This is a genomic window from Desulfocucumis palustris (assembly GCF_002933875.1).
Taxonomy (GTDB): Bacteria; Bacillota; Desulfotomaculia; order Desulfotomaculales; family Desulfocucumaceae; genus Desulfocucumis; species Desulfocucumis palustris.
Map to the genome: position 1 here is coordinate 19569 of NZ_BFAV01000028.1, position 12554 is coordinate 32122.

Genomic DNA, 12554 nt, shown 5'->3' on the forward strand with positions numbered 1-12554 from the left:
TGGCATAAACCCGTACGGGCACCGATAATACACTGATTCCCACTTGAAATGCCGCATCCAAATATCTAATATTATTATGTGGACCTCTTATACTATTGAAGGGAATCAAAAAATGTCTATTATATATTTTCTTGACCTGTTCGGATCCTTCGCTTTTGCGCTATCCGGAGCCCTGATGGCAATCAAGAAGGATATGGATTTGTTCGGCATCGCTGTATTAGCCCTGGTTACCGCCATTGGCGGAGGAATAACCCGCGATATGCTTCTGGGCAATACACCGGTGTATATACTGAATGAGCCTGTTTATATCTATATCTCCATTATCGCGGCTATCGGCGCTTTTCTTTTTAACAGAATGCTATTTAAAATAAATTCAATAATTCTTGTGGCGGATGCATTGGGTTTGGGAACTTTTGTATGCATTGGTGTTTCCAAGGCGTTGGAGGCAAATGTTACTTACACCGGTGCAGTATTGCTCGGTTTGATTACCGCAATTGTGGGGGGTATAATAAGAGACATACTGGCAAATGAAATACCTGCGGTGCTGACCAGGGATTTTTATGCAATAACCTGCATTGGCGGCGGAATAGTCTATACTGTTCTTTATAATTATAGCCTCTCACAAAACCAGGTGATGCTGATAACAGCCGGTTTTGTTATTATTCTACGATTATTGGCCATTAAATTCAAATGGAGACTTATAAAAGCATTACCCGTGCTTTCAGGAGAAAATTCTCATTTATAGCAACAGCTGCCGTGCTGCAAGCTGTCTCAAATCATTCTTCAGCCAATACAAAAAAACCGCCCCTGGTCAGATGGGGCGGTCTTCTAATTTATTCCCATACCGTTAATGTGATATCGGCACAAGGGGCTATTATTTATCAAGTATTAATTTTCATAATTTTACATAATTGTATTAATTGTTATATAAGAGGATAATTTTTATATTAGTTGAAACTTTTATATATCCTAATGAAACAGGAGCAGAGTTACATGGGCTCATCTCAAAATCACACGGTTAACGAAGAATATAATGGACAACCGGCTCATACTTCCACAGGCAGGATAAAAAGAAATATTATTTTTATCCCGGCCCTGTTATTCCCCGCCCTTTACGCAGCCTCTGCAAATTATTACCTGTTTCACGGCATTACGGAATTACTCTGCGTATTCCTTAATTTCGCCGTATTTATTATAGCTTTAAATACATACCACATAACCAAAAACCACTACCTGATGTTTTTGGGAATATGCTACGGTTTTGTAAGCGGGTTTGATTTGCTGCACACCCTTGCAACGGGTGAAGTTAATTTTTCCCCCTTTAATAATAGCAGCCTGTCAGTATATAGCTGGATAATAGCCAGGCACATGGAAAGCGCCTCTCTTCTGGCCGCGCCCTGGTTTGTAAACCGGAAGGTAAGAGCCGATTTGGTGTTCAGTGTTTACCTGTTATTATCCCTGGTATTACTGGCGGTTATTTTTTACTGGGGGTCCGCCCCGGAGATGTTAAATACTCCGGGACCCGCGGGGCCGAAGCAGGAGGCCAGCCTTTTAATACTGGCAACCCTGCTGGCCGCATTGCTGTTCACAGTCAAAAACCAGCAACTGCAGCCGGACCTGCGGCAGCTGATGAAAACATTACTTTTATTCAACGCCGCCTCCCAGGCAGCTTTCCTGCTATACGGCTGGCTCCCGGAAACGGCGGCAGCCCTGGGCCACCTGCTCAGGCTTGCCTCCTCCTACTGGATGTACAAAATTGTAGCCGACATAAATTTAAAGGAACCCTATAAAAAAATGTACCGTGAATTGAGCCGGCTGAGAACAGAATTCCAGAGCTTCGATCAGCGGTACAGGGACGAGATTAATGAGCGGAGGCGGGAGGAGCGGGAATTGCAGCGCCTGTCCTATCTGGACGGACTAACGGGAATATACAACCGCCGGTTTTTTGACCAATACCTTGACCGGGAGTGGAGAAGGGCAATCCGGGGAAATTATCCGTTATCCCTCATTATATGCGATATTGATTATTTCAAAAAATATAATGACAAACACGGCCACCTGAACGGCGACAACTGTATGAAAAAAGTGACAGCCGCCTTAAGCGGCTGTCTGAAGCGTTCCTCAGACATGGTGGCCCGCTATGGCGGTGAGGAATTCACCGTTATACTGCCGGACACTGATTCTCAGGGCGCCGCCCTGGTGGCCGAGGAACTCCGTAAAAACGTTGAGCAGCTTAAAATACCGCATTCCGATTCCCCCATCGGCCAATACGTGACCATAAGCCTTGGGGTGGCCACCCTGGTCCCGGACCAGCACACTCCCCCGGAGAATATCATCAGCCTGGCCGACCAGGCCCTTTACCGGGCCAAGGAGGGAGGCCGCAACCGGATCATGACATGACGGTATCATATATCACAACCGGTTTGATATTTATCAAATTCCTTAATATGGGTAGCGGTAATGGCCTATAATCCGCCAGCGGTCCAAACAATCTTCCTCCAGGGCCAAACCCGCGTTATGAATCGCCAGCGGCAGCCCCCGTTCGCCGACCCGGTCACTGACAATGCCGCAGTGCTCCAGGCCGTTGGAAAATTTCCAGTACACTATGTCTCCCCAGCGCCACTGGGACAGCTCCTGCTCAGCGGTGGACAGGGTCAGGGTTTTGCCGTGTCTTTCAAAAAATTTCATCTGGTTCGGCACCCTGCGGTGGTCAATGTTGGAATCCGGCCCTTTAAGGCCCCAGTTTTGCGGATACAATCCGAAATGCGCCTTCATATCCTCGTGAATGAGCTTCTGAAGATCAATGCCGGCGTTGCGAAAAGCCCGGATTACCACGTCCGTGCATACACCCCGGTCGGAGGGCACATCCCCTCCGGGGTAATTTATCTGAACGTAACTTGCCTCGTAGGTTACTCCTTTTTCCGCCTCCCGCCTGGCGCCCATTACCGTCAGATCGTAAGCATTCCTCTGGTCAGCCGGAATTTTCTCCACCGGGGACAAATCCACAACTGTTTCCTTTTGTATGGCTACGTCAGGCCGGGGTTTATTGCCGGTGGCACAGCCGGAAAAGAAAAGCGCCACAAACAATAGCAACAGAAAGCAGTTCCAAGTCCTTACAATCCCTTTTATTCCCTTCCCCCCTTTTCACCCCGGGCAGAAGCGGCCCCCGGCTTTTTACCCTTGGTTCATTATTAATTGTTCGTGATTATACTTTTTAACTAATTAGATCCCCGGCATTTACCGGGAATTTAATTTTATTACGGCAGTTTTACCAGAAGCTTTTTCGCTTTAACGTTTTTCATAGCTCTCTGTAAAAAGCCGCAGGTAGTCTTCCCCGGTAATCTCCCGGCAGTTGCTGGGGGTTGAGCCGTTCAGATACGAGGACTGGGCCAGCCGGCCAAAATCCTCCGGATTGACGTAGTCCAGTCCGCTGAACAGGGGAATGCCTATATCCTTGGCCAGATTTTCAAGCTCTTGCACAAGCAGGGATGAGGCTTCCTCATTGGACAGTCCCTCAACCTTAAATCCGCAGGCCGCAGCAGCCCTGGCATGTTTTGCGGGGTCCGCCGGCGCGTTAAAAGCCGTTACTATAGGTAGAAACATGGAATTGGCCACCCCGTGGGGAGTGTCATACATTCCCCCCAGGGCTTCCGCCATGCAGTGCACCGCCGCCACATCGGAGTGGGAGAAGGCAATGCCGGCCATTAGCGAGCCAACCATCATATGGCGCCTGGCTGTTTTATTGTTTCCCTCACTTACCACCGTTCTCAGGGAGGGGGCTATTTTCCCCATGGCCGCCAGGGCCATGGCGTCCGAGAGGTGGTTGGCCACCCGGCAGGTATAGGCCTCAATGGCGTGCACCAGGGCGTCCATGCCGGTGGACGCGGTTATGGACGGCGACAGGGCGTAAGTGGTCTCCGGGTCCACAACGGCCAGCCTGGGAGCAAGCTTAACATCCTTGACGGTCATTTTGAATTTTCTTTCGGTGTCCGTTATCACCGCCGAGCGGGTTACCTCGGAACCGGTTCCCGCGGTGGTGGGAACAGCCACTAGGGGGGTGACTTCCCGGACAATCTTTCCCCTGCCCTGGTAATCCCGAACCCTTCCCCCGTGGGTTTGCAGCGCCGCTATAGCCTTGGCCGAATCCAGCACCGACCCCCCGCCCACGGCCACTATAATTTCCGCCCCGAATTCCCTGGCGGCTTTGCCTCCGGCTTCACAATCCCGGTCCTTGGGATTGGGCTCAACATTGTCGAACAACAGGCATTCAAAGCCCTCTTTACCCAGGGATTCCCGCACAATGTCCGCCAGCCCCGCCCGGATAATTCCGGGGTCGGTTACCAGCAGCGCCCTTTTACCGGCGCCGACTTCCCGGGCCAGCCGGCCCGCTGATTTTATCAAACCATCCCCTATCTCGATGCGGGTGGGAAGGTGAAATCCAAAAACATCCAGCATTATAACGTCAATCCTTTCCGTGTTGCATTAAGATAATCTGCCGCTGTGGTCGTATTCTCCAAATCCACCTCTTTTCCTTCGCAAAGATATATAAATTTATATTGCCCATATACTTCAGCCCGGGATTTTTTATCACCAGGAACACGGGGCGTTGGACAGGCTGCCCGTCAGCATGCCCGGGTTTTTTCAAGGAACGTGTTGAAACCGGGGCGAATAATGAGGTAGTATTAAAAAGCAATCAATGCTTAACGAACAGGAGTAGCTATTCAATGTTCAACAATCCTAACCGTTCAGAACTGAAAAGACTGATGTACCTGCCCGATTCACTGGTAATTTATAGAAAACTGGCCGATACCCGGATGTTACTCTCCCTGAAGGATTTATTAGCCGGTCTGGCTGAGCGGGAGCCTGTGGCGGACGATATTTTCAGAAAGTATCACATTTTTTGCGCCCTGGCCCTGGAAAACAGCTGGCCGGAATGCATACCGGACATGGTGCTGGACGATGAGAACCCCTTTAGCCGCCTGGCTTCAACTGGCGGCCCCGAAGCAGTGGGCCAAAGGTTAAAGGATCTGGCGGACAGGGATCTTGTCATTCTACAGGAACTGGCCGGCATAGACTCCCGGCAGTTAAAAAGTATTGCCTCGGAAATTATCAGCTCAACTCCGCCGGACCCGGAATCCTGGCCCGGGTGGGAAAATGCCTTTGCAGAAGGATGTGCGGAGGCCGGGGAAAAAAAGCATGTTCCCGGAACGGCCGGGTTGTGGTTGGAGGAGCGCCGCCGGGAGGCCAGGGCAAGTTTTGAAAATGCCAGCTGCTGGGGAGATGCTGTGGACATTCTGGCAGAATATTATAACCTGGCGGGCTGCGGGATTTTCAGCCGCTACCCCGCTTTCAGGTGGCAAAAACAGCCCGCCGGGGGAGAGCTGAGGGGGATACCACACCCCGACCCGGTGCTGCTGGAACAGCTCATCGGACTTTCCGCCGAGCACCAAATAATACTTGACAACACCGAACGCTTTTTAAAGAATCTACCGGCCAATAATATGATATTGTACGGCGACCGTGGCTCGGGGAAATCCTCCACTGTAAAGGCCCTGCTGCACGCCTACGCCCCCCGGGGGCTGCGCATGGTGGAAATTGCCAAGCCAGACCTGGGAGACCTCCCGGCGCTGATGAGAATGCTGTCGGTCCCAAAACACAAATTTATTATATTGATTGACGACCTGTCCTTTGAGGAAGCGGAGCTGGAATACAAGACCCTGAAGGCCGTACTGGAGGGGGGACTTGAAGCCAGGCCGGACAATATACTGGTTTACGTCACCTCCAACCGGCACCACCTGGTTAAGGAAACCTTTTCGGAACGCCAGGGGAATGACGTTCACGCCGGGGACGCCATGCAGGAGAAACTCTCCCTGGCCGACCGTTTCGGTATTACAGTTATATTCTCCAATCCCGACCAGAAGGGTTATCTTAAAATTGTAGAGGAACTGGCGGCCCAACGTGGACTGGAAGTTAAGCCCGAAGAGCTGCGCCGGCTGGCGCTGCACTGGGAAATGTGGCACAACGGCCGCTCCGGCAGGACCGCCCGCCAGTTCGTGGACCACCTTGAGGCCGGACTTTCAATGGAAGGCAAGATAGAATTATAATCTCAAATTAATTTTACGGCGTACCTGAAAAAATACCTCACAGCAGGGAATCCCCGCCAGCTATGCGGGGATTCCTGTTTTATTCGGCTTCCTTTGCTGCTTTTTGTCTTTTCGCCTTTTTTTCTTTCTGCGGAGCCCTGGAAGCATTCTTGTTGACTTTCCCCATGAACGCAGCTCCTTTTCACTGTTTTGCTATATTATTTCACCGCCGGCCCCCTGTATGCAAAAATTTTTTACTGATCCCGGAAATTATACAGGCCGTGCTTAATTTTTACCGCTAAATTGGCACCTCAATATGTATACAAATAACGGCTATGCAGCCTTTCCATGCCGTCGATTAACCTGGGTCCGGGCCTGCATATTGTGTCACAGGAGACGGGATACAGGCGGTTTGTCCGCACCGCGGTTATTTGCCCCCATTCCCCGGTTATGAAATCCTCCGGGGTTCTCCGGCAAAGAGGCTTGCCGGCAGCGCAGCCTTTGCATCTTGGAGGAGGCTCCTGTCCTTTTTCCACGCCGCAAAACAGTATCACTTCCGGATCAAACTTTTTGATTTGCTCCCAGTGCAACCTCACATAGGAATTATTGGAATCAAAATTCATTAATTCAGCTCCGGCTGTTTGCAGGGCATCATATTGAAATGAACCGTGGCCTGGCGTAATAAAGGGATTGGCGCTCATCAGGAGGTATACCCTGGGCCTTTTGTAAATTGACTTTTGGCCAAGCATAAGCACCCTTTCCCTTAAAGAATCAATGACCGGCCCGGCGGTGTTCTCAATACCGCAAAGCCGTCCAATTTCACTCATAAGATAGAAAACAGCTTCCAGATTTGAAGGAGCGGAAGCAAGCACCTTTATACCTGTATTCTTTAGTTCACCTATAATTTTTCCATGTACCGCGCTGTCTGCCACAACCATATCCGGTTTAAGAGAGAGAATACTGGATACCCGGGGTTGCGCGAAAGTACCGATTTTTTCTTTGTATTTAACTTCCTCCGGGAAATTACAGTGTTCCGTCACCCCAACCACCAGTGTCTCCAGGCCGAGGTAGTACAGTATTTCCGTGCTTGAAGGAACCAGAGAAATAATTCGTTGAATCTGACTCATGCCCAACTCCCCTCCATCAAAAAATCAAGCATCAAATTTTTTGCCTTCTCACATGATTCATTGCAATATCTTCGGGAATAAGGATCACAGAATCCATGCCCCCCGGACATCCGGTATACTTTTGTTTTATCCTTATTACCCAGCGCCTGAATTAAACTATTAACATCAAAGGATATTTCCTTTCCGGGAAAAAATAATAATACGGGACACTTGGGATTCAACTCAACATAGTCCCTTATCCGGGAGCCATAATACCCTATAACTCCATGGCAACATTGTTCTTCGCCGCCGCATAACCAGGCAATGGTAGCCCCAACGCTATATCCAATCACAAACCGGTTTTTATACCGGCTCTTAAACTCCCCTAATAACTTCATTATTTTATTCTTTGAACTTTCAAAGCCGACATTATTAATAAAATAGCTATACGCGCTGTCTTCCTCACTATAGCCGAAGGGCCTGCCGGTGTTTAATAAATTTGGACAAACAACGTCAAACCCTTTTTCAGACAAATACAAACATACATCTTTAATGTGATTATTTATACCATATATTTCATGAACAACAACCACTAATGTGTCAGAACCCTTTTTGAGAAATAACATGATTTTTTTCTCCTAAACACGCCCGGGTATTTCCTCAGGCCTTCGACATATCCATATCCACCGGTTGTCCTTTCACTTTATTGAAACCGTCATTAACCGTAAAAACTTGCTATAATTTTGGCGGCCGGTAGAAATAATGCCTGTCCCAATATTGTTCCTGTAATTTTAGTAACCAACAGCAGAACCACCAGGGCCTTCACATCGCTATACGGTCTTTTGCCTCTTAACGCCTGATCCGTAATGACAGCGGATTTCGGGTCAATGAACAAGGTCAACAAAATCGTTGCAACTCCGTTAATCATTCCTGATGATCCCACAGCCGCCAAACGGTGCTGCTCTTCAACCAATACTGCCGAATAATTGGCGGCAAGAACACCTATTGTGTAAATACCTGTCACCAGGGCGTTTAAGATCAGCAAACGCTTTGGTATTTCCCGGTATCTCAGTCTTGTCAGCATCGCCCTGGACGGTCTGGCGGCACTTTTGACAATTCGCTTTATATTATTTAAATGCAATGCCTGCACGACCAGGGACGGAACAGAACCGGTTATCTCCAGCCGCCTTACCCCCGCTTCAAAAACCCTTAGAAAACTTGGGATTAGAAGCACCCCGGTTAGCGTGCCGATTGTTGAGGCAAAAATCACTTTACGAATATCCGCAAGGGGATCCACTCCGTGTAAAATACCGGCTCCGATTATGCTCCCTATGAGCGGGGCTTGAAATGTATTGGCAGTCCGGGAAACAAGAACGAACAAGTTGAAAAGGGAAAATGACAGGGCTACCTGCCCGCTTTTAACCGAGTTCAACCTGACCGAATAGGCCAGAGTATCTATAAGGTGAATTACAAATGTCAGCACCAACAATTCAATCAGTGTTTTTTCCACTGCCCAGCATCCCTTTCCAGGTGTAACAATGCACCCTACTTCCCTTTAAATCTCAACCCTGAAGCGGCGCAATCTAAGCCCCCTTATCAACATTCTTTAATATAATTGCCCTGCTCATTAAAATTCTTGGCTCCCCGATAATTTCAAATCCCGCCTTTTTCAGAGAACTTACCATATTTTCAAATGCTTTTTTAGAAACATGAAATTTGGGCTCAATAATAAATACGTTCCCATCAGGATTTAATACCGATTTTATCTCCTCAAAAAATTTCACCTGGTTTGGAACCTCATGTACCATGTAAAAGGCTAAAACAAAATCAGCTTTTTCAGTAACGCCTATTTTGTTTTCCTCGCATTTATGTAATGTAATCCTTTTCTCAAACACTGTTCCTTTAATCTTATTTCTCACTTTCTGAAGCATTCCCGGCTGTAAGTCCGCGGCAATTACCCGGCCGGAATCACCAACCATTTTGGCCATATCGATTGAGAAAAAGCCCGGCCCGCAACCTAAATCAAGGGCTGTCATTCCATCCTTAACGTAGGGCTTTAATATTTTCCGTGGATTCTGAAACCATCTTCTGATTCTATTGTCAAGACCACCGGCCATTTCAACGGGACATATCCGTCGCTCTTTATTGGTGCTCATTTATAAAACCCCCTTTACTGCTCCAAACCCTACCTGATTTTATTCAGGTTTCCTTTCCATCCCATAGATGCTTCAACAGCTTTACCCTTCCATCCTGTTCAAAGGTTATTCCTTCACTTTCAAGCAACGCTCTCTGTATTTCCTTTCCTCCGAAAGCGTAATCCGGGGCCAGTATTCCACTCTTACTGATCACCCTGTGACAGGGAATGTTCAAATTATCAGGCGTCTTTCTCATGGCCCATCCAACAACTCTTCCATTCCGGGGCTCTCCCAGAAGAGTTGCAATCAGCCCATATGTTGCGACTTTCCCTTCAGGAATTTTTCCAACCAGCTCATGCACTCTTCTAAAAAAATCCTTCATCTTCCTTAAAGTTACCTCCAAATACTCTTTTTACCATTTCCAGCAGCGGTGGCTTTATTACTCCTCCACCCGCACATTTCACAGACGATTCCCGGCCGATATCCCAATAGCTTTCTTATTACTGATTTCTTTAGGGCCGCTCCTTAATGCGACACCCGAGAACCGTCCCCTGTCGCAATAAAAAGTCTTTTTTGATCAATATTGCTTATTGCAAGCGGCTCTTCTGGATTCGCATCATGCTGTTCAAGAAACAGTTCCCACCATCCCACATCGTGCCATTTTCCGAATTTATAACCCACATTGGAAAATTGAGCCGCCTTCCTGAAGCCGAAGTACTCGTGGATTCCAACGCTTGCATCATTGGGCATGGTTATTATTGCATAAGCGTTATAATAGCCCTGGAGTCTTAATATGGACAATAGTGAAGAATAAAGCGCCTTACCGATTCCTCCGCCTCTGCTGTTCTGTTTTACATAAATGGAAACGTCTACCGCCCATCTATAGGCGGCGCGTTCATGATGCGCAGAAGCATATGCGTATCCCAAAATTTGATTGCCATCTTCAAATACAATCCAGGGATAATTTGTCGACAGGCGCTGGATTCTTTTTTCCATTTCTTCCAGCGACGGTGAGCTTATTTCGAAAGAAATGGCGGTATTTTCAACATATGGACTGTATATCCCGAGGATCTGTTCCGCATCGTTTATGGCAGCCAATCTAATCAACATATCTTACCCCTCCATTTAAGCACGGTTAATTTACGCCCCGCAGGCCATTCCAGGCTTATGCCAGGAGACTCCCGGGCAATTGACGATTTTGCAGCCGCCGCTTCATGCTACACCCGGGAACCGCCCCCTGTGGCACTTTTCCCTGTGGCCTTGAGCGGCAGCCCGATACGGACCACCGTGCCTGCGTTTAATTCGCTCCAGACATCAATTTTTCCATGGTGGTTGTCTATGATCCATTTGGCGATGGCCAGGCCCAGGCCCGTGCCTCCGCTGGACTTGGTTCTTGATTTATCGGCCCGGTAAAACCGGTTGAAGATATGGGGAAGGTCTTCCCTGGAAATTCCTATCCCCGTATCTTCAATACTTATAAACGCCCTTTTGTTTTTACCGTATAAATTCAGCTTTATGGTACCGCCGGCAGGGGTGAATTTGATGCTGTTGTCCATGAATATTCTTACAGCCTCTTTAATCAGTTTCTGGTCCGCGTGAATTATTAAATCTTCATTTTGCTCACTTAATATGTGGTGGCTTTTATCAATTAATCTTGTTTCCTTTAATATCTCATTAATTACCTCGCTCAGCAGGAAATCCGTTTTCTCAACTCTTTGGGTGTTCTTATCTCCCCGGGCCAGAAATAAAAGCTTTTCAACCAGGGATTTCATACTTACGGCTTCGCTCTTTATGGCCGAGATAGACTCTTCAAGCACCCGCGGGTCGTTTTTCCCCCAGCGGTTGAGAAGATCGGCGTAGCCCTGGATTACCGCAATGGGCGTCCTCAGCTCGTGGGAGGCGTCGGAAACAAACTGGTTTTGCTGTTCCACGGATTTTTGAATTCTATCCAGCATATCATTAAAAGTTTTGGCCAGGTCTTTCAGCTCATCCTTCGAACCGCTTACATCGAGCTTTTTATCCAGCGCATTAATGGATATTTGTTTAACTGTCCCGGTCATCACTTTTATGGGGGCCAGTAATCTCCTGCTGGCCTTTGATCCGAAAAAAATAATGGAAACCAGGCCGATAATATTGAATATTACCAGAATTGTGGCCAGGAAAAGCACATAATACTCGGGCTCGTTATTTTTAATATAAAAACTGAAGCTGACAGTTATGCCAACACTCATAAGGGAAAAAATCAACAGAAATAAAAATACATAAGTCGCGGTAATTTTGAAGGTAATAGAAAAGCGCAGTTTGTTGGTTATGGTTTTGAAAAGGTGATGAATCAACCGGGAAAATACTTTAAATACAGCTGATAATATAATGAGGAGTGCTTTAATCATTTTGAACAAATTCACCATAAAAAGAACAAATTTATTCCTCATATTTCAGCTGATATCCCACCCCTCGGACAGTATGAATATATTTTTGCTGATAACGCTGGTCAATTTTGCTTCTGATGTAGCGGATGTATACATCCACAATGTTGGTATCACCGGAGTAATCATATCCCCATACTTTTTCCAGGATGGTGTCCCTGGTTAACACGATTTCATTATTAAACATTAAGAACTTTAATAAATCAAATTCTTTTTTTGTTAAATCTATCGGTTCATTCTTAAAGCTCACCGTATACTTGTCCATGTCCAGTTTGAGATTTCCAATCTGAAGAACATCGGATTGCACATGCTGTATCCTTTTATGTTTAAAGGCCACCCGGATCCGGGCCAAAAGTTCCTCAATGGCGAAAGGTTTTGTCAAATAATCATCAGCGCCGAAATCCAGCCCCATAACCTTGTCCATCACATCATCCTTGGCTGTGAGCATAATAACCGGAATCCCGGAGGCCTGTCTCAAACGTCTTAAAATTTCCATTCCACTCAGGGAGGGGAGCATCACATCAAGAATGATTAAGTCGTAATTGCCCTGCAGGGCTTTTTCAAGGCCGGCTCTGCCGTCCTGCTCCCGCTCCACGGCATATCCTTCGTGTTCCAGTTCCAGTTGAACGAACCTGGCTATTTTCACTTCGTCTTCTATAATCAATATCCTTTTATCAGACATGCTGCACCCCCTGAAAGAAGCGTAATAAAAAAAGCTTAATATATTATAAATTATAATTTATAAAATCAGGAATTAAACGCAAGTAAAATAAAACCTGCAGGAAAAATACCGCAGGTTTTATT

At 47.2% G+C, this 12554-nt stretch carries 13 protein-coding genes; 3 read left to right on the forward strand and 10 right to left on the reverse strand.

The window, feature by feature from the left end; translation table 11 throughout:
• The first annotated feature begins 112 nt into the window (after positions 1-112).
• Positions 113-745 (forward strand): trimeric intracellular cation channel family protein, encoded by a 633-nt coding sequence (locus DCCM_RS02585; RefSeq protein ID WP_104370907.1) that lies wholly within the window; start codon positions 113-115, stop codon positions 743-745.
• Positions 746-993: 248 nt separating this feature from the next.
• Positions 994-2400 carry a diguanylate cyclase domain-containing protein gene (locus tag DCCM_RS02590; RefSeq protein WP_165791992.1) on the forward strand — a complete coding sequence of 469 codons (1407 nt, stop codon included), beginning with the start codon at positions 994-996 and terminating at the stop codon, positions 2398-2400.
• 42 nt (positions 2401-2442) lie between these two features.
• Here DCCM_RS02590 and DCCM_RS02595 read toward each other — a convergent pair whose 3' ends face one another.
• Together DCCM_RS02595 and DCCM_RS02600 are read right to left on the reverse strand one after the other, a co-directional pair.
• Positions 2443-3093, reverse strand: coding sequence for a DUF1287 domain-containing protein (locus tag DCCM_RS02595; RefSeq protein WP_207655529.1), 651 nt, complete (start codon positions 3091-3093; stop codon positions 2443-2445).
• Between the two features lie 195 nt (positions 3094-3288).
• Positions 3289-4455 carry an iron-containing alcohol dehydrogenase gene (locus tag DCCM_RS02600; protein ID WP_104370909.1) on the reverse strand — a complete coding sequence of 389 codons (1167 nt, stop codon included), beginning with the start codon at positions 4453-4455 and terminating at the stop codon, positions 3289-3291.
• 269 nt (positions 4456-4724) lie between these two features.
• Between DCCM_RS02600 and DCCM_RS02605 the strand changes: the two genes are divergently transcribed.
• Positions 4725-6104, forward strand: coding sequence for an ATP-binding protein (locus DCCM_RS02605; protein WP_104370910.1), 1380 nt, complete (start codon positions 4725-4727; stop codon positions 6102-6104).
• A 290-nt stretch (positions 6105-6394) separates the two neighbouring features.
• On the opposite strand, the gene DCCM_RS02615 is transcribed toward DCCM_RS02605, so the two are convergent.
• The 8 genes from DCCM_RS02615 to DCCM_RS02650 all read right to left on the reverse strand — a co-directional run bounded on the left by DCCM_RS02615 (position 6395) and on the right by DCCM_RS02650 (position 12432).
• Positions 6395-7210, reverse strand: a complete 816-nt coding sequence (locus DCCM_RS02615) for a helical backbone metal receptor (RefSeq protein ID WP_104370912.1) — start codon at positions 7208-7210, stop codon at positions 6395-6397.
• Complete coding sequence (locus DCCM_RS02620) at positions 7207-7815, reverse strand: dienelactone hydrolase family protein (RefSeq protein ID WP_104370913.1); 609 nt, start codon at positions 7813-7815, stop codon at positions 7207-7209. The genes DCCM_RS02615 and DCCM_RS02620 overlap by 4 nt, the downstream gene beginning before the upstream one ends.
• 92 nt (positions 7816-7907) lie before the next feature.
• Positions 7908-8699 (reverse strand): lipid II flippase Amj family protein, encoded by a 792-nt coding sequence (locus DCCM_RS02625; RefSeq protein ID WP_104370914.1) that lies wholly within the window; start codon positions 8697-8699, stop codon positions 7908-7910.
• 73 nt (positions 8700-8772) lie between these two features.
• Complete coding sequence (locus DCCM_RS02630) at positions 8773-9345, reverse strand: class I SAM-dependent methyltransferase (protein WP_104370915.1); 573 nt, start codon at positions 9343-9345, stop codon at positions 8773-8775.
• Positions 9346-9388: 43 nt separating this feature from the next.
• On the reverse strand, positions 9389-9706 hold the full coding sequence (locus tag DCCM_RS02635) for an MGMT family protein (protein WP_104370916.1): 318 nt from the start codon (positions 9704-9706) through the stop codon (positions 9389-9391).
• Between the two features lie 143 nt (positions 9707-9849).
• Positions 9850-10434 (reverse strand): arsinothricin resistance N-acetyltransferase ArsN1 family B, encoded by a 585-nt coding sequence (locus DCCM_RS02640; protein WP_165791993.1) that lies wholly within the window; start codon positions 10432-10434, stop codon positions 9850-9852.
• 107 nt (positions 10435-10541) lie between these two features.
• Positions 10542-11714: a sensor histidine kinase gene (locus tag DCCM_RS02645; RefSeq protein ID WP_231702617.1), complete on the reverse strand. Its 1173-nt coding sequence runs from the start codon at positions 11712-11714 to the stop codon at positions 10542-10544.
• 31 nt (positions 11715-11745) lie between these two features.
• Positions 11746-12432, reverse strand: a complete 687-nt coding sequence (locus DCCM_RS02650; protein ID WP_104370918.1) for a response regulator transcription factor — start codon at positions 12430-12432, stop codon at positions 11746-11748.
• Positions 12433-12554: the final 122 nt, after the last annotated feature.